The organism is Nocardia sp. NPDC087230 (genome assembly GCF_044744725.1).
In the GTDB taxonomy this organism is placed as follows: domain Bacteria; phylum Actinomycetota; class Actinomycetes; order Mycobacteriales; family Mycobacteriaceae; genus Nocardia; species Nocardia canadensis.
Genome location: NZ_JBIUYV010000001.1, coordinates 1,005,529 through 1,026,691 on the forward strand (window position 1 = coordinate 1,005,529; position 21,163 = coordinate 1,026,691).

18 protein-coding genes are annotated in these 21,163 nt (G+C 70.4%); 9 read left to right on the top strand and 9 right to left on the bottom strand.

Features of this window, described 5'->3' with window-relative positions; translation table 11 throughout:
- Positions 1-37: 37 nt before the first annotated feature.
- The gene (locus ACIO52_RS04810; RefSeq protein WP_402641742.1) at positions 38-1,561 is read left to right on the top strand and encodes an MFS transporter; all 1,524 of its coding nucleotides are present in this window, start codon (positions 38-40) and stop codon (positions 1,559-1,561) included.
- Here the strand turns inward: ACIO52_RS04810 and ACIO52_RS04815 are convergent.
- From ACIO52_RS04815 to ACIO52_RS04825, 3 genes are all read right to left on the bottom strand, one after another.
- Positions 1,558-1,935, bottom strand: coding sequence for a DUF1622 domain-containing protein (locus ACIO52_RS04815; protein ID WP_316575961.1), 378 nt, complete (start codon positions 1,933-1,935; stop codon positions 1,558-1,560). The two genes, ACIO52_RS04810 and ACIO52_RS04815, sit on opposite strands and share 4 nt — an antisense overlap.
- Before the next feature lie 113 nt (positions 1,936-2,048).
- Positions 2,049-3,629: a PH domain-containing protein gene (locus ACIO52_RS04820; RefSeq protein WP_402642164.1), complete on the bottom strand. Its 1,581-nt coding sequence runs from the start codon at positions 3,627-3,629 to the stop codon at positions 2,049-2,051.
- Positions 3,630-3,676: 47 nt separating this feature from the next.
- Complete coding sequence (locus tag ACIO52_RS04825; RefSeq protein ID WP_342800648.1) at positions 3,677-4,177, bottom strand: PH domain-containing protein; 501 nt, start codon at positions 4,175-4,177, stop codon at positions 3,677-3,679.
- 148 nt (positions 4,178-4,325) lie between these two features.
- Here ACIO52_RS04825 and ACIO52_RS04830 point away from each other — a divergent pair, with 148 nt between their 5' ends.
- From ACIO52_RS04830 to pruA, 6 genes are all read left to right on the top strand, one after another.
- Complete coding sequence (locus tag ACIO52_RS04830; protein ID WP_402641747.1) at positions 4,326-6,926, top strand: bifunctional FO biosynthesis protein CofGH; 2,601 nt, start codon at positions 4,326-4,328, stop codon at positions 6,924-6,926.
- Positions 6,927-7,082: 156 nt separating this feature from the next.
- Positions 7,083-7,406 (top strand): ferredoxin, encoded by a 324-nt coding sequence (gene fdxA, locus ACIO52_RS04835; protein WP_189026332.1) that lies wholly within the window; start codon positions 7,083-7,085, stop codon positions 7,404-7,406.
- Complete coding sequence (gene dapC, locus ACIO52_RS04840) at positions 7,403-8,494, top strand: succinyldiaminopimelate transaminase (protein WP_316575959.1); 1,092 nt, start codon at positions 7,403-7,405, stop codon at positions 8,492-8,494. The genes fdxA and dapC overlap by 4 nt, the downstream gene beginning before the upstream one ends.
- Before the next feature lie 109 nt (positions 8,495-8,603).
- Complete coding sequence (locus ACIO52_RS04845) at positions 8,604-10,259, top strand: GMC oxidoreductase (protein ID WP_255588183.1); 1,656 nt, start codon at positions 8,604-8,606, stop codon at positions 10,257-10,259.
- 73 nt (positions 10,260-10,332) lie between these two features.
- The gene (locus ACIO52_RS04850) at positions 10,333-12,039 is read left to right on the top strand and encodes a protein kinase (RefSeq protein WP_402641753.1); all 1,707 of its coding nucleotides are present in this window, start codon (positions 10,333-10,335) and stop codon (positions 12,037-12,039) included.
- Positions 12,040-12,107: 68 nt separating this feature from the next.
- On the top strand, positions 12,108-13,739 hold the full coding sequence (gene pruA / locus ACIO52_RS04855; protein WP_402641756.1) for an L-glutamate gamma-semialdehyde dehydrogenase: 1,632 nt from the start codon (positions 12,108-12,110) through the stop codon (positions 13,737-13,739).
- Here the strand turns inward: pruA and ACIO52_RS04860 are convergent.
- Together ACIO52_RS04860 and ACIO52_RS04865 are read right to left on the bottom strand one after the other, a co-directional pair.
- The gene (locus ACIO52_RS04860; RefSeq protein ID WP_316575956.1) at positions 13,736-14,446 is read right to left on the bottom strand and encodes a hypothetical protein; all 711 of its coding nucleotides are present in this window, start codon (positions 14,444-14,446) and stop codon (positions 13,736-13,738) included. The genes pruA and ACIO52_RS04860 overlap by 4 nt on opposite strands.
- An 89-nt stretch (positions 14,447-14,535) precedes the next feature.
- Positions 14,536-15,387 (bottom strand): oxygenase MpaB family protein, encoded by an 852-nt coding sequence (locus ACIO52_RS04865; RefSeq protein ID WP_402641759.1) that lies wholly within the window; start codon positions 15,385-15,387, stop codon positions 14,536-14,538.
- Between the two features lie 113 nt (positions 15,388-15,500).
- Between ACIO52_RS04865 and ACIO52_RS04870 the strand changes: the two genes are divergently transcribed.
- Positions 15,501-16,928, top strand: a complete 1,428-nt coding sequence (locus ACIO52_RS04870; protein WP_316575954.1) for an acyl-CoA synthetase — start codon at positions 15,501-15,503, stop codon at positions 16,926-16,928.
- A 1-nt stretch (position 16,929) separates the two neighbouring features.
- On the opposite strand, the gene ACIO52_RS04875 is transcribed toward ACIO52_RS04870, so the two are convergent.
- The gene (locus tag ACIO52_RS04875) at positions 16,930-17,601 is read right to left on the bottom strand and encodes a molybdopterin-dependent oxidoreductase (protein ID WP_316575953.1); all 672 of its coding nucleotides are present in this window, start codon (positions 17,599-17,601) and stop codon (positions 16,930-16,932) included.
- Between the two features lie 112 nt (positions 17,602-17,713).
- On the opposite strand from ACIO52_RS04875, the gene ACIO52_RS04880 reads away from it, so the two are divergent.
- Entirely contained in the window at positions 17,714-18,103 is a 390-nt protein-coding gene (locus tag ACIO52_RS04880; RefSeq protein WP_218719881.1) for a PPOX class F420-dependent oxidoreductase, read from the top strand.
- Here the strand turns inward: ACIO52_RS04880 and ACIO52_RS04885 are convergent.
- The 3 genes from ACIO52_RS04885 to dapD all read right to left on the bottom strand — a co-directional run bounded on the left by ACIO52_RS04885 (position 18,078) and on the right by dapD (position 21,147).
- Positions 18,078-18,956: an RNA polymerase sigma-70 factor gene (locus ACIO52_RS04885; protein WP_402641764.1), complete on the bottom strand. Its 879-nt coding sequence runs from the start codon at positions 18,954-18,956 to the stop codon at positions 18,078-18,080. The two genes, ACIO52_RS04880 and ACIO52_RS04885, sit on opposite strands and share 26 nt — an antisense overlap.
- Positions 18,953-20,032 carry an NAD(P)/FAD-dependent oxidoreductase gene (locus ACIO52_RS04890; protein WP_402641766.1) on the bottom strand — a complete coding sequence of 360 codons (1,080 nt, stop codon included), beginning with the start codon at positions 20,030-20,032 and terminating at the stop codon, positions 18,953-18,955. The genes ACIO52_RS04885 and ACIO52_RS04890 overlap by 4 nt, the downstream gene beginning before the upstream one ends.
- A 164-nt stretch (positions 20,033-20,196) precedes the next feature.
- A complete protein-coding gene (gene dapD / locus ACIO52_RS04895) occupies positions 20,197-21,147 on the bottom strand; it encodes a 2,3,4,5-tetrahydropyridine-2,6-dicarboxylate N-succinyltransferase (RefSeq protein ID WP_342800641.1) in 951 nt (316 codons plus the stop codon).
- Between the last annotated feature and the right edge of the window lie 16 nt (positions 21,148-21,163).

The following is a 21,163-nucleotide window of genomic DNA, read 5'->3' on the forward strand; positions in this document are numbered from 1 at the left end:
CCGCACAGTGTGCGGCGATAGTCGAGAGGAGAGCAGAATGGACGCGCTCGCAACACCTTCGGCGGACCCGGTGGTCCGCAACCCCCGCCGGTGGCTGATCCTGATCGTGCTGTGCCTGAGCTCGCTGGTGCTGGTGGTGGACAACATGGTCCTCACCGTCGCCATCCCGCAGATCGCCACCGATCTCGACGCGAGCGCACAGCAGATCCAGTGGATCATCGACGCCTACCTGCTGGTGTTCGCCGGCCTGCTGCTCACCTCGGGCAGCCTGTCGGATCGGTTCGGCCGCAAGCTGGTGATGGTGATCGGCCTGGTCCTCTTCGGCGGCGCGTCACTGCTGGCCGCCTACGCGGGCAGCGCCGAACTGCTGATCGCGGGCCGGGCGCTGATGGGCATCGGTGGTGTGCTGATCATGCCCAGCACGCTGTCGATCCTGATCACCGTCTTCGACGACGACGAACGACCCAAGGCGATCGGCGCGTGGAGCGCGGTGGCCACGGTCGGCATGGTCGGCGGCCCGATCGTCGGCGGCGTGCTGCTCGATCATTTCTGGTGGGGTTCGGTGTTCGTGATGAATGTGCCGATCGCGGCGGTCGCCATCGTGGCCGCGCTGGTGCTGATGCCCGAGTCCAAGGGGCCGTGGCGCAGGCCCGACCTGCCCGGCATGCTGACCTCGATCATCGGCATGACCGCGCTGGTGTGGACCATCATCTCGGTGCCGCACGCGGGCTGGACCGATCGCGACGTGCTGGTCGGCTTCGCCGTCACGGTCCTGGCCCTGGGCGCCTTCGTGATTCGCGAACTGCGCACCGACGAACCGATGGTGCCGCTGCAGCTGTTCGGCAACCGCACCTTCACCGGTTCCAGCTTCTCGCTGGTCCTGGTGACCTTCGCCAACGGCGGTCTGGTCCTGGTACTCACCCAGTACCTGCAGTTCGTGCTCGACTACTCGCCGATGCGGACCGCGCTGGCCTTCACCCCGATGGCGGTCACCCTGCTGATGGCCAACGGCATCGGCGCGGTGCTGGTCGGGAAGCTGGGCGCGCGGATCGTCACCATCGCCGGTCTGTTCGTCGTCGCCGCGGGCTTCGCGGTACTGGCCACCCTCGACGCCGGGGCGAGCTTCATCCTGCCCGCCGTCGCGATGGCCTTGCTCGGCGCCGGCGGCGGCCTGGCGATGCCCGCCGCGATCGGCGCGCTGATGAGCGCGGTACCCGAGGACCACGCCGGCGTCGGCTCGGCCCTCAACGACACCATTCAGCAGGCCGGTGCGGCGCTGGGTGTCGCGGTGCTCGGCGCGGTGCTGGCGGGCACCTTCGCCGGCGCCATGCCGGATTCGGCGCCCGCCGTGGCCAAGGAGTCGATCGCGGGCGCGCTCGGCACCGGAGACGGCACCGTCATCGGGCTGGCCCGCGATGCCTTCTGCACCGCCATGCAGGTCACCTTCGGCGTCGGTGCGCTGGCCTCGGTCGCCGCCGCCGTGCTCGCCGTCCTCCTGATGCGGGATGCGAAAGCCGATGCGGGGGAGCCGAAGCCGGAGCTCGAGGCGGCGGCCGTCTAGGTCACCGGGCGCGGAGTCGGCGCGTCCGCGGGTTGCGGTTGCTGCCACGGCCACCGGCCGGTGAGCTCGAGCTCCAGCGAATAGCTCAGGAACGTCCGGACCAGCACGATCAGCGCCAAGACCCCGACACTGGTGAACGTGGGTGCGATGGCGACGGTTCGGATGATGTCGGCGGCGACCAGGAATTCCAGCCCGAGCAGGATGGCTCGGCCGAGGCCGCGCCGGTAGACCCGGTAGGCGAGGTCGAACTCCGTGTGCCCGGCCAGCGCGCGGAGGAACTTGACGGTCCCGACGAGCCCGCCGATGACGATCGCCGCCACGCCGGCGCCGTCGAGCGCCTGACCCGCGGTCTCGATGATCTCGGTGAACTCCACACCAACCACCCTCCGTCCGCCCTACGGCTCCAGAGGAAACGCTACGCCGCGCGCGGGCGTGCGTGGGGGCCGACACTCGGTGCCGCCCGGGGTCGGCGGCAGCGCCGCGCCGGTCAGCGGCTGCCCTGCACCCCGGGCGTGACGGCCTCGATGAGGGCGACGGCCTGGTCGAACGGGATGTCGTCCACCAGGTAGGCCTTCTTGCCCGCCGCGGTCGCCGCGACGACGGTCGCCAGTCCGGCCCGCCGCTGCCAGTAGGTCCGGCGGATGGTCCAGCCGATGATGCCCGGTGCCTCCAGACAGTCGCGATTGCGGTCGAGGCTGCCGCGCCGGGTGATCAGCCAGGTCGGTCCGGTGCTGCCGGGCAGCACCCGATGGCCGAGGCTGCGGTAGCGGTCCTCGGCGAGCGCGGCCATGATCGCGGCGAACACCACCGGCAGGCCCCAGAGCCAGCCCGGCAGCGGGCCGAAACTCAGGGCGACGGCGAGCAGCACGACGACCAGCCCGCCGACCGGCCACGCCGCCTTGGTGTAGCGGCGCCGCCGCGCCGCCGGACCGTGCCGCATCAGCTCGATCGTGCCCAGGGCGGTGCCGGTGATCGGTTGCGGTGCCGCCTGTTTCGTCGACGACGGCGACGCGGCTGACGTGGGCCGGGACGGCTCGGCACCGGAATCCGGTGGTGCCGGGTCGGCGTCGAGCGGCCCGTCGGGCTTGCGGCGGGTGCGCAGCAGTTCGTCGAGGGTGCGTTCGACCGCGGTCCGCGGCGCCTGCGGCAGGATCTTCTGTCGTGGGTTCTCCCCGGTCATGATCATCTCCAGCTGCGCGGCCTTGGCGGCGCGCAGCAGCAGCGGATCGTTGAGCGTCGCGCCGCGGAACCGGGCCAGGTCCAGGGTGATCTGGCGGGTGGTGAACAGGCCGTGGCGCAGGTGCAGGGTGGCGCCGTTGTCGATGACCCTGAGCCCGAACCAGGTCGCGAGGTACTGGGCGCAGGCGGCCAGGCTCACCAGAGCCACCGACAGCAGCGTCAGTCCGGTGATGACGATCGCGACGATGGGCGGGCTGTCGTCGTCGAGGTGCTGCACGGCGGGTGATTCCGACAGGATGTCGATGAGCCCGTACTGCGCGCCGAGGCCCGCGATCGGCGCGACGACGGCCAGCCCGGTCAGCGACAGCGGCGCGTAGCGCACCCACGCGGCCCGCCAGTGCCCGATCTCGACCCCCGATTCGGCGGCGGCGTCGTGCGGGGCGACATGCGGGACGCCCGGTGACTCCGGCTGGTCGGTGGGGAATTGCCCGGTGTGCGAGAGCAATTCGGCCCGCAGCGCGGGGATACGGCTGGTGTCGAGCGCGTCGAGCTTGAACTCCTCGCCCTTGTCGGTCTGCTTGCCGGTGCCGATCGCCAGCACCGCCAGCCCGAGCGCGCGGTGCAGCAGCGGCGCTTCCACGTCCACCGAACGGATGCGCGGGCGCGGCACCGACAGGGTCCGGCGCTGCACGATCCCGCTGCGCAGCTGCACGTGATCGGCGTCGATGCGGTAGGAGGTGGTGAACCAGCGCGCGACGCCGAACCCCGCGACCAGGGTCACCGGGATCAGGCTCCAGAGCGGATTGCCGCTGGTGGTGCCGACGATGATCGAACCGAGCAGCACCGGAATGTATTTCATGATCTCGTTGATCGGATAGACCATGAGCATGCGCGGGTCGAGCCGCTGCCACTCGGCCTGCGGCGCGGGCGGGGTGCTCACGTGGCGTCCCCGCGATGCTGGGCGGCGATGGCGGCCAGCCGGGCCACGGTCTGTTCGGCGACCGGGAGATCCAGCGCGCTGATCTTCACCGCGCCCGCCGAGGACGCCGTGGTCACGGTGACGGTGGCCAGCCCGAGTATCCGCTCCAGCGGCCCGCGCTCGGTGTCGACGGTCTGCACCCGCGAGATCGGCGCGACCCGCGACTCCTGGTCCAGCCACCCGACCCGGGTGTACACGGCCTCGTCGGTGACCTCCCAGCGATGTACCGCGTAGCGCCACAGTGGCACCACGACCACCCCGAGCACCGCGCAGGCGACGACGAGCACGGCCGCGACCAGCTGCCACCCGCGCCGGTCGGCGTCGAGCAGCGCCCACCCGACGAGCACCACGCACAGCACCGCGACCGCGATCGCGTTCTCCAGCGCCCACAGCAGCTTGGCCTTGGCACTCGGACGCCAGGCCGGTTCGGCCAGAATGGTGGAACGCGGCAGCGACATGAGGCCATGGTTGCATGCGCGGCCGGTGAGTTCACCCCCTCGGGAATACGCGGGGTCGTGCGGAGGGTTGTCGTGCGACGAGGACGACAAACTCGTGCCCATCCGGGCCCGTGACCAGCCGACCGCACGTTCGGGAAAGAAGTAGCGCATGATCGACGGGGTGACCGAGCTTCCGAACCCGAGCGTTCCCCTGCCGCCGCCGAGTCCCGCCGCCATGCGCCGGGCGCTGCGCCGGGCACGCGACGGTGTCACCCTCAATGTCGACGAGGCCACCGTCCTGCTGCACGCGACCGGCGACGATCTCGCCGATCTGTGCGCCAGCGCGGCCAGGGTCCGCGACGCCGGCCTGGAGTCGGCGGGCAGGCCGCGCACGATCAGCTATTCGCGCAACGTCTTCATCCCGCTCACCAAGTTGTGCCGGGACAAGTGCCACTACTGCACGTTCGTGACGGTGCCGGGCAAGCTGCGCGCCGACGGCCACGGCATGTTCCTGGAACCGGACGAGGTGCTCGCGATCGCCCGCGAGGGCGCCGCGCTCGGCTGCAAGGAAGCCCTGTTCACCCTGGGCGACCGGCCCGAGGACCGCTGGCCCGAGGCCGCGCAGTGGCTCGACGAGCGCGGCTACGACTCCACCCTGGACTACCTGCGCGCCGTCTCCATCCTGGTGCTCGAGGAGACCGGCCTGCTGCCGCATCTGAACCCCGGCGTGATGAGCTGGGCCGAGATCGCCCGGCTCAAGCCGGTCGCGCAGTCGATGGGGATGATGCTCGAGACCACCTCGACGCGGCTGTTCACCGAGAAGGGCCAGTGCCACTACGGCAGCCCCGACAAGGACCCGGCCGTGCGGCTGCGCTCGATCACCGACGCGGGCAGGCTCTCGGTGCCCTACACCACCGGCATCCTGGTCGGCATCGGCGAGACGCTCACCGAGCGCGCCGAGTCGATCATGGCGATTCGCAAGCAGCACCGCGAGTTCGGGCACATCCAGGAAGTGATCGTGCAGAACTTCCGGGCCAAGGACGACACCGCCATGCGCGATGTCCCCGACGCCGATGTCGCCGAGTTCCTGGCCACCGTCGCGGTCACGAGACTGCTGCTGGGACCGGATGTTCCGGTACAGGCGCCGCCGAACCTGGTCTCGCACAGCGATTGCCGCGCCCTGATCGACGCGGGCATCGACGACTGGGGCGGGGTGTCGCCGGTGACGGTCGACCACGTGAATCCCGAACGCCCGTGGCCGAACCTGGACACCCTGCGCGAGATCACCGAGGCGGCCGGCTTCACGCTGGTGGAGCGCACCTCCGCGCACCCGAAATACGTGCGTGCCGGGCACCCGTGGATCGATCCGCGCATCGGCGCGCACGTCGCCGCGCTCACCGACCCGGCGACGGGGCTCGCCAGGCCCGACGCGCTGCCGGTCGGCCTGCCGTGGCAGGAGCCGGACGAATCGTGGGACTCGGTCGGGCGCGTCGACCTGAACACCGCCATCGACACCGAGGGCCGAAACACCGAGAGCCGCAGCGATTCCGGCCTCGGTCAGGAAGTCGTCGGCGCCTTCGGCGACTGGGAGACCATCCGCGAACACGCCCGCGACCTGGCCGTCACCGCGCCCGAGCGGCTCGATTCCGACGTCCTGGCCGCCCTGCGCGCCGCCGAGCGGGATCCGGCCGGCCTGACCGACGACCAGTATCTCGCGCTGGCCACCGCCGACGGCGTGAACATGGACGCCATTGCCGCACTGGCCGATTCGCTGCGCCGCACGGTCAACGGCGACGACGTCACCTATGTGGTGAACCGGAACATCAACTTCACCAACATCTGCTACACCGGCTGCCGGTTCTGCGCGTTCGCCCAGCGCAAGGGCGATGCCGACGCGTTCACGCTGAGCACCGACGAGGTCGCCGACCGCGCCTGGGAAGCGCACGTCGACGGGGCCACCGAGATCTGCATGCAGGGCGGCATCGATCCCGAGCTGCCGGTCACCGGGTACGCCGATCTGGTCCGCGCGATCAAGGCCCGCGTCCCGTCGATGCACGTGCACGCGTTCAGCCCGATGGAGATCGTCAACGGCGCCTCCCGCGGCGGCCAGAGCATCCGCGACTGGCTCGCGGCGCTGAAAGAGGCCGGGCTCGACTCGATTCCGGGCACCGCGGCCGAGATCCTCGACGACGAGGTGCGCTGGGTCCTCACCAAGGGCAAGCTGCCCACCTCGGCCTGGATCGAGGTGATCACCACCGCGCACCAGCTGGGCATCCGGTCCAGCTCGACGATGATGTACGGCCACGTCGACAACCCGAAGCACTGGGTGGGGCACCTGCGGGTGCTGCGCGGCATCCAGGACGAGACCGGCGGCTTCACCGAGTTCGTCCCGCTGCCGTTCGTGCACCAGAGCGCCCCGCTCTACCTGGCGGGCGCGGCCAGGCCGGGCCCGACCAACCGCGACAACCGCGCGGTGCACGCCCTGGCCCGGATCATGCTGCACGGCCGTATCGACAACATCCAGACCAGCTGGGTCAAGCTCGGCACCGTCGGCACCCAGGTGATGCTCACCGGCGGCGCCAACGACCTCGGCGGCACCCTGATGGAGGAGACCATCTCCCGGATGGCCGGCTCCCAGCACGGCTCGGCCAAGACTGTGGCCGAACTCACCGAGATCGCCGCGGGCATCGACCGGCCGGTGCGCGAACGCACCACCGTCTACGGACAGGTGCCACCCAAGCCGGTGGCGCTGCCGCTGTCGATCGGCTGATTCCGAATCCAGGGCCCGATACGCCGGAGGGAAAGAGTGATCGGCTGATCGAGAGTGTGAGTTAGGGCAGGCTGACCTGGGACTGAGGTGCGGTCTCGGGATAGGGTTTCGGTGGCGGAGTACCACCGCAGGTGAGGACAGACTAGGAGAACGGCAGTGCCGTACATCATCGCTGAACCGTGCGTTGACGTGAAGGACAAGGCGTGCATCGAGGAATGCCCCGTGGATTGCATCTACGAGGGTGGCCGCATGCTCTACATCCAACCCGACGAGTGCGTTGACTGTGGTGCGTGTGAGCCGGTCTGCCCGGTGGAGGCGATCTTCTACGAGGACGACACCCCGGACCAGTGGAGCGGCTACATCAACGCCAACGTCGACTTCTTCGACGAGCTCGGTTCCCCCGGCGGCGCCACCAAGGTGGGCAAGGTCGACTTCGACCCGGCCTTCATCAAGGCGCTGCCCCCCATGGCAGAAGAATGAGGGTCAGCAGCCTGCTGCCCGATTTTCCCTGGGACACGATCGCCGCGGTCAAGGAGAAGGCGGCCACGCATCCCGGCGGGCTCGTCGACCTCTCGGTCGGCACGCCGGTCGACCCGGTCGATCCGCTGATCCAGGCGGCGCTGGGGTCGGTGGCCGAGGTACCCGGATACCCGACCACGCACGGCACCCCTGAGCTGCGCGCCGCCGCCGTGGCGGCGCTGGCGCGCCGGTTCGGGATCACCGGCGTCGATCCGGCCGCCGTGCTGCCGGTGATCGGCACCAAGGAGCTCATCGCCGGTCTGCCGCGTCTGCTCGGGCTGGGCTCGGAGGATCTGGTCGTGATTCCCGAGATCGCGTACCCGACCTACGAGGTCGGCGTGCTGCTGGCGGGGGCGAAGCCGTGGCGCGCGGACGGGCTCACCCAGATCGGCCCGCAGAAGCCCGCGCTGATCTTCGTGAACTCGCCGTCGAACCCGACCGGCAAGGTGCTCGGGATCGAGCATCTGCGCAAGGTGGTCGCGTTCGCCCGCGAGCGCGGCGCGATCGTCGCCTCCGACGAGTGCTACCTGGGTCTGACCTGGGAGGGCGAGGCGGTCTCGATTCTCGACCCGCGCGTGTGCGACGGCGACCACACCGGTCTGCTGGCGATCCACTCGCTGTCGAAGACCTCGAATCTCGCCAGCTACCGCGCCGGCTTCGTCGCGGGCGATCCGGAGCTGGTCGCCGAACTGCTCGAGGTGCGCAAGCACTCGGGCATGATGCTGCCGTTCCCCATCCAGGCGGCGATGACCGCCGCGCTGAGCGACGACGAGCACGAGGCGCGCCAGCGCGAGCGCTACCGCGCCCGTCGCGAGATCCTGCGAAAGGCATTGCAGGAGGCCGGTTTCCGCATCGACTTCTCCGACGCCGGGCTGTACCTGTGGGTCACCCGCGGGGAGTCGTGCCGGCGCACCCTGGACTGGCTCGCCGAGCGTGGAATCCTCGCCGCGCCCGGTGATTTCTACGGCCCGCGCTCGCCGGAACATGTGCGCATCGCACTCACCGCGACCGACGAACGGGTGGCCGCCGCGGCCGAACGGCTGGCCTGACCCACCGCTTCCGCAAACCCCGGGCACCCACGTGCCCGGGGTTTCGTTTGTTCGAAACGCGGTTGTTTCACTGAAAGTCTCGGTATAACAGGTTCTCATTGCAGTCTCGATGAGGAGCCGCTCGGTGCGTGAATTCTTGTATGAAAAGCCAGGTCAGTACCAATACACCGGGGGTATTTCACGCCGCGGGTTCCTAGCTGCAACAGGTTTCACGCTAGGGGCGGCCGTGCTGGCGAGTCGCGCGGTCGCCGCAGCAGCGCCCGCGGCCGACGGCGACAAGGTGCCCGCCCTGGTGATCGGCAGCGGCTACGGCGGCTCGGTCGCCGCGCTGCGCCTGGCCCAGGCAGGCGTCGACGTCCTCGTCGCCGAGATGGGCATGTCCTGGACGAAACCCGGGCCCGACGGCGACATCTTCTGTCCGGTCCTGAAGCCCGACGGCCGGTCCTACTGGCTGCGCGAGACCACCGATCAGCCGGTGGGGTACTTCATGGGCGGGTCCTACAACAAGGACATCGACCGCTACACCGGCGTGCTCGACTCCGAGGGCTTCGGTGGCATCCGGGTCTACCAGGGCCGCGGCGTCGGCGGCGGCTCGCTGGTCAACGGCGGCATGGCGGTGACGCCCAAGCGGGAGAACTTCGGCGCCATCCTGCCCTCGGTGAATGCCGACGAGATGTACGCCACCTACTACCCACGCGCCAACAGCGCGCTCGGAGTCAACACCATCGACCAGAACTGGTTCGAGTCGGCCGAGTGCTACCAGTTCGCGCGGGTCGGCCGCAAACATGCCGAAAGATCCGGTTTCGGCTGGACTTTCGTGCCCAACGTCTACGACTTCGAGTACATGAAGAAGGAACAGGCGAACACGGTGCGCCGCTCCGCGCTGGCGGGTGAGGTGATCTACGGCAACAACGCGGGCAAGCGCTCGCTGGACAAGACCTACCTGGCGGCGGCCACCGGCACCGGCAAGGTGACCATCGCCGCCCAGCACATGGTCACCTCGGTGACGCCCAGCGGTAGCGGCTACGAGGTGGAGATGGCCGTGATCGACACCCAGGGCCGGACCACCTCGACCAAGAAGGTCGTCGCGGACCGCGTGTTCTTCGCGGCGGGCAGCGTCGGTACCAGCAAGCTGCTGGTCGCGCTGAAAGCCAAAGGGCAGCTGCGCAATCTGTCCGACGCGGTGGGGCAGAAGTGGGGCAACAACGGCAATGTCATGGTCGGCCGGGCCAACCACATGTGGGACGCCACCGGCAGTCTGCAGTCGGCCATGCCCTGCCTCGGCATCGACAACTGGGCCGACGCGGGCGGTCCGGCCTTCGCCGAGGTCGCGCCGTTCCCGTCCGGCATCGAGACCTATGTCAGCCTGTACCTGGCGATCACGAAGAACCCGAACCGGGGCAAATTCACCTTCAACTCCGGCACCGGCAAGGTGGATCTGAACTGGCAGACCGCCTGGAACCAGTCCTCGATCGACGCGGCCAAGCGGATCTTCGACAAGATCAACAAGAAGGAGGGCACGATCTACCGGACCGATCTGTTCGGCGTCTACAAGACCTGGGGTGACGACTTCACCTATCACCCGCTGGGCGGTTGCGTGCTCAACGAGGCCACCGACAATTACGGTCGCCTGCACGGCTATCCGGGCCTCTACGTCATCGACGGCGCGCTGATTCCCGGCAATACCAGCGTGAATCCGTTCGTCACCATCACCGCGCTGGCCGAGCGCAATATCGAGCGGATCATCGCCGACGATCTGCGCTGATCTCGCGTTCCGGCTGCCGGATCGGCTAGGGTCCGGCAGTCGGAGCGGTTTGGGATCGAAAGGCTCGTCACGGATGCACGGGGTGGAATTCGGCGCGGGTACGGTCTTCGCCGGGTATCGGATCGAACGGCTGCTCGGCCGGGGTGGGATGGGAACCGTCTACCTGGCGGCGCATCCGCGGCTGCCGCGTCAGGTGGCGCTGAAACTACTGAATCGCGAACTGTCGTCGGACCCGGAGGTGCGCGGGCGGTTCGAACGCGAGGCCGATGTGTCGGCGCACCTGGACCATCCCGGCATCGTGTCGGTGCTCGACCGCGGCGTCGAGGACGGGCTGATGTGGATCTCCATGCAGTACGTCGACGGCACCGACGCGTCGGTGTTCCGGAATTCGCCGGTGGAACCCGCGCGCGCGATCGACATCGTCGCCCAGACCGCCGAGGCGCTGGACTACGCCCACGAGCGCGGGGTCCTGCACCGGGATGTGAAGCCCGCCAACATCTTGCTGGCCGCCGCCCGCACCGGCGACCGTGTGCTGCTCACCGACTTCGGCATCGCCCGCCTGCGCGGTGACGCTCGCCAGCTGACCCGCACCGGGGCCTTCCTGGCCACCCTCGCCTATGCCTCCCCGGAGCAGCTCTCCGGCGCGCCGGTGGACCACCGTTCCGACCAGTACTCCCTGGGCTGCACTCTGTTCACCCTGCTGACCGGCGAAAGTCCGTTCCCCGCCGACAATCCCGGCGCGGTGGTGGCCGCGCACCTGAGCAAGCCGGTGCCGCGCGCGTCCGCGACGGTGCCGACCCTGCCGCCCGGGATCGATGCCGTGATCGCCCGGGCGCTCGCCAAGGACCCGGCCGAAAGGTTCGGCAGCTGTGCGGAGTTCGCGCAGGCGGCGGTGGATGCGCTGGGTGGTGTGACCGGCGCGTCGGCACAGCCGTCGGCCACGTCCGCGCCGAATCATCCAGTGCTGTCGGCCCTTGCGCCGGCGGCGCATGCGCCGGCATCGCAGGGGGTGCGCGCCCCCGGCCCGGGAGGCTCGGCGCCGCAGCGAGCCGGCGCATTGCCGACGTCGAGCTCGACGGCGACCCTGGTGACGGCGCCACCCTCTGGAGCCCGGCTGCCGATCGCCGGTGGCCCTGGCTGGAGCGCGGGACCGCCCGGCTACGGCTCGTATCCGGCCGCGCGATCCGCCGCGCCGCGCAAGGCGGTGTCGTCGCGCTGGCGCGCGCTCGCGGTCGCCCTGCTGGTCCTGGCCATGGTCGCCGGTATCGGCGTGGTCGGGATCGGCGCGATCTACTGGAAGTTCGTGCGACCCGGCCGGATCGCGCCGCCGCCGGTGGCGTCGTGGGGCGAGCACCGCTCGCTGCTCTACGACTTCTCCCAGATCCTGCCGAAGGACCCGACCGCCACCGGCTGGTCGGACTCGACGTGTTTCGCCACGGGCGCGCTGGTCGTGCACACCGGTGATCCGGTGCCGATCCGGCAGATCACCTGCACCGACTCCCAGGGCGTCACCTCCTGGTACACCCAGTACGCCACGTCCGCCGACGCGGACGCCTATCTCGACCGGCACGCCACGGCGGACCCCACGACCACCCGGGGCGCCGCCGTCGGCGCCAACGCCACCGTCACGGCCTGGCGTCCCCGCGCCGGTGAGCCGTTCACCCTCGCGGTGCGCCGTGCCGTCGACGGCGTCGGCCAGCCGGTCATCGTCGAGGTCGCCGCGCCCGGCGGCTCGTTCGAATCGACCCAGCTCAACTGGTACCTGTGGGCGCCGCTGTAGCCATCCGCCACGCGCCGAGCGACATCTCGATCCGGGCGATCTCGGGGCCGCGGCGATAGCCTCGGAGTATGGACGCTGTCACGGTGGTTCCGGTGCCCGCGAACGAGCCAGCGCAGTCGTACGCGCCGGGGACGGCGGGGCGGGAGCGGCTGCGGGCGCGGCTGGCCGAGATCGCGGGGGAGTGCGTCGACGTGCCGCTGGTGATCGGGGGACAGGAGCGGGGCGGCGACGGTGAGCGGCACGGGATCGTGGCGCCGCACCGGCGATCGCTGGTGCTGGGGACCTACACCGACACCACGCACGAGGAGGCGAGCGACGCGATCGAGGCGGCGGTGCTGGCGGCGCCGCAGTGGCGCGACCTGTCCTTCGACGAGCGGGCCGCGGTCTTCCTGCGCGCGGCCGATCTGATGTCGGGACCGTGGCGTGAGACCGTGGCGGCGGCGACCATGCTCGGGCAGTCCAAGTCGGCGGTGCAGGCCGAGATCGACGCGCCGTGCGAGCTGGTCGACTTCTGGCGGTTCAATGTCGCCTACGCGCGGCAGATCCTCGAGGAGCAGCCGCGATCGGGGCCCGGTGTCTGGAACCGGATGGACTACCGGCCGCTGGAGGGCTTCGTCTACGCGATCACCCCGTTCAACTTCAGCGCCATCGCGGGCAATCTGCCCACCGCGCCCGCGCTGATGGGCAATACCGTGATCTGGAAGCCCGCGCCCACCCAGACCTTGGCGGCGTGGGTCACGATGCGGATCTTGATCGCGGCGGGCCTGCCGCCCGGGGTGATCAATCTGGTCACCGGCGACGGCAGGAACCTCTCCGAGATCGCGCTGTCCGATCCGCGCCTGGCCGGTATCCATTTCACCGGCTCGACCCGCACCTTCCAGCACCTGTGGCAGCAGGTCGGCGCGAATATCGGTGGCTACCACAGCTATCCGCGCCTGGTCGGGGAGACCGGCGGCAAGGACTTCATTCTCGCCCACCCCTCCGCCGATCCGGAGGCGTTGTCCACGGCCATGATTCGCGGCGCCTTCGAGTATCAGGGCCAGAAGTGCTCGGCCGCCTCGCGCGCCTACGTGCCGCGATCGCTGTGGCGGACGATGGGCGAGAAGTTCCTGGCCGCGGTGGGGGAGCTGACCTACGGCGATGTCGCCGATCTCGCGAATTTCGGTGGGGCGCTGATCGATCAGCGCGCCTACGACAAGTCGGTGGCCGCCATCGAGCGCGCCAGGGACGCGGGGATCACCATCGCCGCGGGCGGCACCTACGACGACAGCGTGGGGTGGTTCGTCCGGCCGACGGTGCTGCTCGCCGACGATCCGCACGACGAGGCCTTCCGGACCGAGTACTTCGCGCCGATCCTCTCGGTGTACGTCTACGACGACGACGCGCCCGACGCCTTCGAGGTGCTGCTGGCCGAGGTGGATTCGACCTCGCCCTACGCGCTCACCGGCGCGGTCTTCGCCCGCGACCGCGCGGTGATCGAGAAGGCCGCCGCCGCACTGCGCTACGCGGCGGGCAACTTCTACATCAACGACAAGCCCACGGGCGCGGTGGTCGGTCAGCAGCCGTTCGGTGGCGCCAGGGCCTCCGGCACCGACGACAAGGCGGGCTCTCCGCTGAACCTGCTGCGCTGGGTCGCCCCGCGCGTGCTCAAGGAGACCTTCGTCCCGCCGACCGACTACCGCTATCCGCACATGGACTAGCGCCCGCTGACCAGCCGCAGGAGCACCGCGGGCAGCGCGTCGAGCACATCGGCGGACTGCTCGGCCGGGGTGCCGTAGGTGTGGGCGGCGACCGAGAACCCGGTGCCGAAGGACGCGGAGGCCACCTCGGGGGTGTCCAGGTCCGACCAGCCCCACTTGCTGCCCTGCACCCCGGGCAGCTGGGCGGTGCCCCAGTTCTGGGGCGTGCCGTCGGCGGCGGTGTTGCTCGCGCCCGCCATCCAGCCGAAGATCGGCGAGCCCGGATCGGTGCGCTGCTTGGTGACCAGGAACTCGGTGAGATCGGCGGTGCTCGTGCTGGACCGGCCCCAGTCGGCGCTGCCGTGCGTCGCGCGCAGCCCGTATTCGCTCGCGGTGGCCTCGATGGCCTGGGGATACTTGTTCGCCAGCTGGGTGGCCGCACCGTCGTCGGAGTCGCGGATCATCCGTTCCGCCAGCGCGCGGTCCTCCGGCGCGCCGTCGCCGTGGCGCAGGGCGTAGTCGACGATGTAGAGCTTCGACATCGACAGCGCCGACCGCGATTCGTGCTCGTTGGCGGTGCCCCAGGCGAATCCGCCGGGCGTCCGCACCGACAGCGCCGTCCGCGACGGCACGGTGGCCGGGTCCTCGTCGGCGTTGGCGGCGGGCGCGCCGATCAGCAGACCGGCGGCGGCCGCCGCCACGCACCACATGACTGTTCGCCTGCTCATGAGCGTCCTCCGGTTCTGTGCGACGGACCGATCGTGGGTATGAAACCCGAACGTCGCAGGTCGGCGCGGAAGGCGCGCGGCAGGACCGGTCAGATCAGTGGCTTGCCCCGGCGCTGTCTGCGGCGCATGTCGGCCAGAGTCAGGTTGAACGGAAAGTTGCGGATCACCCGCGGCAGCCGGCCCGTCACCCTGCCGCTCGCCCGCATCAGCCGGTTGAGCGTGCGTTCGTCGCGGTCGGTCCAGGTCATGCCCATCTCGTCGCGCAGGTGGGCGGGGAGCAGGCCGGTGGTGAACCAGCGATGGAACCGGGCGAACGGCAGCCGCAGGGCCGGGCTGATCATCTTCAGATCGAGCAGGTCGTCGAAGTAGGCCTTGATGGTGGCGTCGATGTGCGACTGCGGCAGATGTTCGGTCCAGTAGGCGTCGAAGGCGGCGCGATCGGCCGGCCACATCTGCCTCGGGACCTGCAAGGTGGTGCCCAGGTGGTGGGCGTATTCGTAGAAGGTGTCGGCGATGTCGTCGTCGGCGGGGCCGTAGATGCGGGCCATTACGTCGACCGCGCCCCAGTACAGGCACGCAGCCACCCACAGCTGCAGGTTCTTGTCGAAGGCGTTGTACTGCACCGGGCTGTCCGCGGTCGAGCGGACGTACTTGTGCGCGCCGTTGATCGCGGTCCGATAGGCGGCGCGATCGGCGTCATCGCCCATCAGGGCCACCGAGAGATAGGTCAGGGTGGTGCGTGTTCGTTTCACCGGATGCCGCATGATGCTGCCGCTGTGGACTCGGGATTCCGCGACGCCGTAGCCGACGGGCGCCAGGCTGAGTTGCATGATCACGTTCGCGGTCGCGCCCCAGAAGGCGGTCGAACCGTCCACGTAGTCCCGGATGTCGAATTCGGCCGGTTCGGTGCGACCCGAACGTGCGCGAGCAAGGATGGTCATCGTTGACCCCTTCATCGGTGAGAGAACTATATGATGAATGTCTCATCATGTCGTCGGGGAGTCAACGGACGGCGGCGCGCGCGGGCCGAACCGCGCCGCGTTAGCGTGGACGGATGCCCTACGGTCCGCCGCTGCTGCTCGCCTCGCTCGATCCGGTCGCCGTCGCCGCCGGTGCCGACATTCCCGACGCCGTCACCATCGATGATGCCACTCTGTCGCGCTCCGATCTGCTGGGTGCGGCGACCTCGGTGGCCGAGCGGATCGCGCGCGCCGACCGGGTCGCGGTGCTGGCCGAACCGACCGTGCGCACCGTGCTCGCCGTGGTCGGCTGTCTGATCGCCGGCGTGACGGTGGTGCCGGTGCCGCCCGATTCCGGTGCGGCTGAACTCGAGCACATCCTGCGCGATTCCGGTGCGCAGGCCTGGCTCGGCGCGGCGCCGGAGGGCACCGGGCTGCCGGTGGTGCCGGTGCGGCTGCACGCGCGGTCCTGGCACACCTACCCCGAACCCGATCCCGCGTCGACGGCCTTCATCCTCTACACCTCCGGGACCACCGGCGCGCCCAAGGGCGTGATGCTCAGCCGCGCTGCCATCGCGGCCGGCCTCGACGCGCTCGCCGAGGCGTGGGGCTGGACCTGGAAAGACACCCTCGTGCACGGGCTTCCGCTGTTCCACGTGCACGGGCTGATCCTGGGCCTGCTCGGGCCGCTGCGGGTCGGCAGCCCGGTGATCCACACCGGCAAGCCGACGCCCGAGGCCTACGCGGCGGCGGGCGGCAGCCTGTACTTCGGGGTGCCGACGGTGTGGTCACGGATCGTCGAAAAGCCCGATTCGGCACGGCAATTGGGCAAGGCGCGACTGCTGGTGTCGGGGAGCGCGCCACTGCCGGTGCCGGTGTTCGAGAAGCTGGCCGAGCTCACCGGGCAGCCGCCGGTGGAGCGCTACGGCATGAGCGAAACCATGATCACCCTGTCCACCCGCGCCGACGGCGAGCGCAGGCCGGGCTGGGTCGGCACGCCCGTGCGCGGCGTGGAAACCCGGCTGCGCGACGAATCCGACGCCGCCGTCCCGCATGACGGCGAGAGCATCGGCGCGCTCCAGGTGCGCGGCCCGATGCTGTTCGACGGTTACCTCAACCGTCCCGACGCCACCGCGGCGGACTGGACCGAGGACGGCTGGTTCCGCACCGGTGACGTGGCCGTCATCGACGCCGACGGATTCCACCGCATCGTCGGACGCGAGTCCATCGACCTGATCAAGTCCGGCGGCTACCGGATCGGCGCCGGCGAGATCGAGACCGCGCTGCTCGGCCATCCGGCGGTCGCCGAGGTCGCGGTGGTCGGCCTGCCCGACGACGACCTGGGCCAGCGCATCGTCGCCTTCGTGGTGCCGCGCGACGGCGGTTCCGCCGAGCTCGGCACCGAGCTGATCGCCCATGTGGGCGCCCAGGTCTCGGCGCACAAGCGGCCCCGCGAGGTCCGGTTCGTCGACGCGCTGCCGCGCAACGCCATGGGCAAGGTGCAGAAGAAGCTGCTCGGCTGACTCAGCGGGGCCGTGTGGTGCTCCCGCGCGCGCTGAGTTTCCGGATCGGTCCGATCAGCGCGTGATAGATGGGCCGTACCGCGCGGCCGGGCAGATAGCGATGCCGTTCCTCCGCCCACACCCGCGCCCTGCGGTGGGCCGCGAGCGGGGAGAACCGTTCGGGATCGGGCGGCTCGCTGACGTGGAACTCGATGCGGCACAGGTGTTTCGTATTGACGAAGCCGTACTGGCTCGGGCTCACCAGCCGGATCGGCGCGCCGTGGTCGCTGTCGAGCGGTTGTCCGTCGAGCCGGTCGGCGAGCAGGACGTCGCCGGTCAGGACGTCGTCGAGCAGCACGATCGACTGGTATCCGTCGAGCCCCGCGAAGACGACGTGGCTGATCCGCGCGTCCGGGCGCAGCAGTGGTTCGACCCGCAGCCGGTAGAAGGTCTCGAAGGGGATGCCCTCCCAGCGCAGCCCGGTCGCCGACCATCCGGCGACGCAGTGGAAGTCGGCCAGCATCTGCGTTCGGGGGAGCTCCGCGAGTGCGGCCGGCGACAGCGTGACGGTGTCGGTGAGCGCTCCGCCGAGCTCGATTCCCGGATCGGCGGGGATCGGTGGCGGCGGGTGGTGGAGGTGGGTGCCGAAGCGCGGGAAGCCCTCGACCGCGCGTTGACCAGGGGGAAGTGCCATGACGATCCTCCAGTTATACGGTTCCGTATAACTGGCAGCCTAGCGCGGGTCGGCGCCGTCGTCGAGAGCCGGGGATTGACCTCGAGTGCGGTTCAGGTCCTACGGTCGGGGCATGAGCGCAACGCTGACGCCCGAGCATCTCGACTACCTGGCCACCCAGAAATTGGGCAGGCTGGCGACCGTGCGGGCCGACGGGACCCCGCAGAACAACCCCGTCGGCTTCCGCTACAACGCCGAGCTCGGGACCATCGATATCGCGGGCTGGAACATGGCCGCCTCCAAGAAGTTCCGCAATCTCGCCGACAACGAGCACGTCGCGTTCGTCGTCGACGACATCGCCTCGGTGCGGCCGTGGCGGGTGCGCTGTCTGGAGATCCGCGGCACCGCCGAGGCGCTGACCGAGGTCGAGTCCTACATCACCGAGCGCCCCGACGCGCTCATCCGAATCCACCCGACCAGGGTCATCGCCTTCGGTCTCACCCCGGAATCCGTACCGCGCTGAGCTTTTCGGGGTTGCGCACGCAGTACACCGCCGTGACGACGCCGTCGGTGACCTCGATGGAGGTCACCTGGTCCAGGACGCCGTCGATCGTCACGGCCACGCCGGGCATCGCGTTGAAGACGCCGACGCGCACGCCCACCTCGCCCATTCGGTCGCCCTTGGCGAGCAGGCCGATGACCAAGCGCGCCACCTTGTCCGGGCCGAGGACCGGCCTGCGCACCGCGTTGACCACGCCGCCGCCGTCGCCGATATAGACCACATCGGGCGCGAGCACGTCCATCAGCGCCTGCACATCGCCGGTGGCCGCCGCGATGGAGAACCGTTCCACCACCGACTGCGCCTCGGCCGGGGTCGCGATCGCGGTGTGCCGCTTCTCGCGCACGCGATCCCTGGCCCGCTGATTCAGTTGCCGCACCGCGGTTTCGGACTTGCCGACCGCCGCGGCGATCTCGGCGTAGCTGAACGCGAAGACCTCGCGGAGCACGAAGACCGCGCGCTGTACCGGCGTCAGCGTCTCCAGCACGAGCAGCATCGCGGTGGTCACCGCCTCGCCGGTCAGTACATGCTCGACCCCACCCTCGGACTCCGCCGCCAGCGGCTCGGGCAGCCACGGCCCGATGTACTCCTCGCGCCTGCGCGCGGCCGAGCGCAGCACGCCGATCGCCTGCCTGGTGACGATCTGGGCCAGGTAGGCGCGCGGATTCTCGACGCTCGCGTGGTCGGCCTCGCGCCAGCGCAGGTAGCTGTCGTGCAGCACGTCCTCGGCGTCGACGACCGAGCCGAGGATCTCGTAGGCGATGGAGAACAGCAGTCTGCGGTTCTCGGCGAACACCCGCTCGGGCTCGGTGGTCACTGTTTCGGGCCGCTCAACCACACGCTGTTGCCGGTGCGCGCGGCCCACGCGGCGTAGCGGACGATGCGCTCCTTGGCGAACGCCGCGCCGCGACCGTCGAACGAGACCGGCAGCGGGCTGTCGTCGCGGCGCGAGGCCTGGACGACGGCGTCGCGCCTGCCGATACTCAGCGCCTGGCCGCCGTATCCCATCGAATACGGCTGCGGCTCGCGTTCTTCGATCATCCGGGCGAGCGTATCCACCGCGTGCGCGCCCTGCGGCGCCGCGGTCGCGCAGGCCATGCGCGCGCCGGGCACCGCGGCGCAGTCACCGACGACGAACACCCGCGGATCGGTCACGCTGCGCAGGTACGGATCCACCAGCGCCCTACCGCCCGCGTTCACCGCGAGCCCGCTGCGCGCGGCCAGGTCGGGCACGGCCGACACCACCGCCCACAGCGTCAGGTCCGACGCGAGCGCGCCGCCCGAGCTCAGCTCGATCGTGCCGTCGCCGACGCGCTCGACCGCGCCGGTGACGACCTCGACGCCCAGCCTGGCCAATCCGCGCCGCACCCGCCGCTGTCCGCCCGCCGACAAGCTCGCGCCGATCTCGGCCCCCACCAGCCGGATGCGCAGATCCGGTCGGGCCTGTCCGAGCTCAGCCGCGGTCTCGATGCCGGTGAGCCCACCCCCGACGACGGTGACGGTCCGGTCGGCGGGCAGCGCCGCCAGCGCCGTGCGGGCCTGTTCGGCGCCCTCCCACGTGCCGACCGGAATCGCGCCGGGCAGCGGCGCGGCCGTGCTGCCGACGGCGACGAACAGGTAGTCGAAATCGAGCTCGGTCCCGTCGTCGAGGGTCACGGTCCCGTCGCCGATCTTGTCCGCTCCCGCCACCCGGGTCGCGATGGTGGGCACGAGCATCTCGGCGAGGGGAATCGCGGCCGTGCCCGTGCCGGCCAGGTGCTCGTGCAGCCGCACCCGTTCGACGAAATCGGGCCGTGGATTGACCACGGTGATCCGGGCTGTCGGCACCTTCTTCGCCAGCCGGTTCGCCGCCCCTGTGCCCGCGTACCCTGCGCCGATCACCACGATGTCCATCGTCTGCCTCCTGCCGGAAAGAACTGGGTCGACCATGGGATGCGGGTGGACGCCCGGTTGTGATGGTGACGCTCGTCACTGTCGATCGGGCGGTCGCGGACATGGGTCCGGAAACAGCAGCGGCCCCGCACTCGCGCGAGTGCGGGGCCGCCGGAAAGCCTGGCTCAGTCGTTCGCGTGCAGCGCGGCGTTGAGCTCGATCCCGGTGCCCTTGCGCGGGACGACCTCGACCGCGCCGGTGGTGGAGTTGCGGCGGAACAGCAGGTTGTTCTGGCCGGACAGGGTCGCGGCCTTGACCACGGTGCCGTCCGGGCCGGTGACCTTGGTGCCCGCGGTGACGTAGAGGCCCGCCTCGATCACGCAGTCGTCGCCCAGCGAGATGCCCAGGCCGGAGTTGGCGCCGAGCAGCGAGCGCTCGCCCACCGAGATCACCTGGGTGCCGCCGCCGGACAGGGTGCCCATGATCGACGCGCCGCCGCCGACGTCGGTGCCGTCGCCGACCACGACACCGGCCGAGATGCGGCCCTCGACCATCGAATTGCCCAGGGTGCCCGCGTTGAAGTTGACGAAGCCCTCGTGCATGACGGTGGTGCCCGGGGCCAGGTGCGCGCCGAGGCGGACCCGGTCGGCGTCGCCGATGCGGACGCCCGAGGGCACCACGTAGTCGACCAGGCGGGGGAACTTGTCGACGCTGAGCACGGTGACCGGGCCGCGGGCGCGCAGCTTCAGCCGGGTCTGCTCGAAGCCGTCCACCGCGCACGGGCCGTGGTTGGTCCACACCACATTGCTGAGCAGGCCGAACTGGCCGTCGAGGCTCAGGCCGTGCGGCCGCACGAGGCGGTGCGAGAGCAGGTGCAGGCGCAGGTAGACGTCGTGCGCGTCGACCGGGGCGGCCGACAGGTCGGCGATCGTGGTGCGCACCGCGATCACCTCGACGCCGCGCGCCGCGTCGACACCGAGCAGCTCGGCGAACTCGCCCGCCTCGGCGGCGTCGACGCGCTTGGAGCCGGTCTCGGTGAATTCGCCCAGCTCGGGGCTGGGGTACCAGGTGTCGAGGACGGTGCCGTCCGAGGTCACGTTGGCGATACCGACTGCGGTTGCTCCCTGAATGCTCACGGAGTTCATTTTGCCG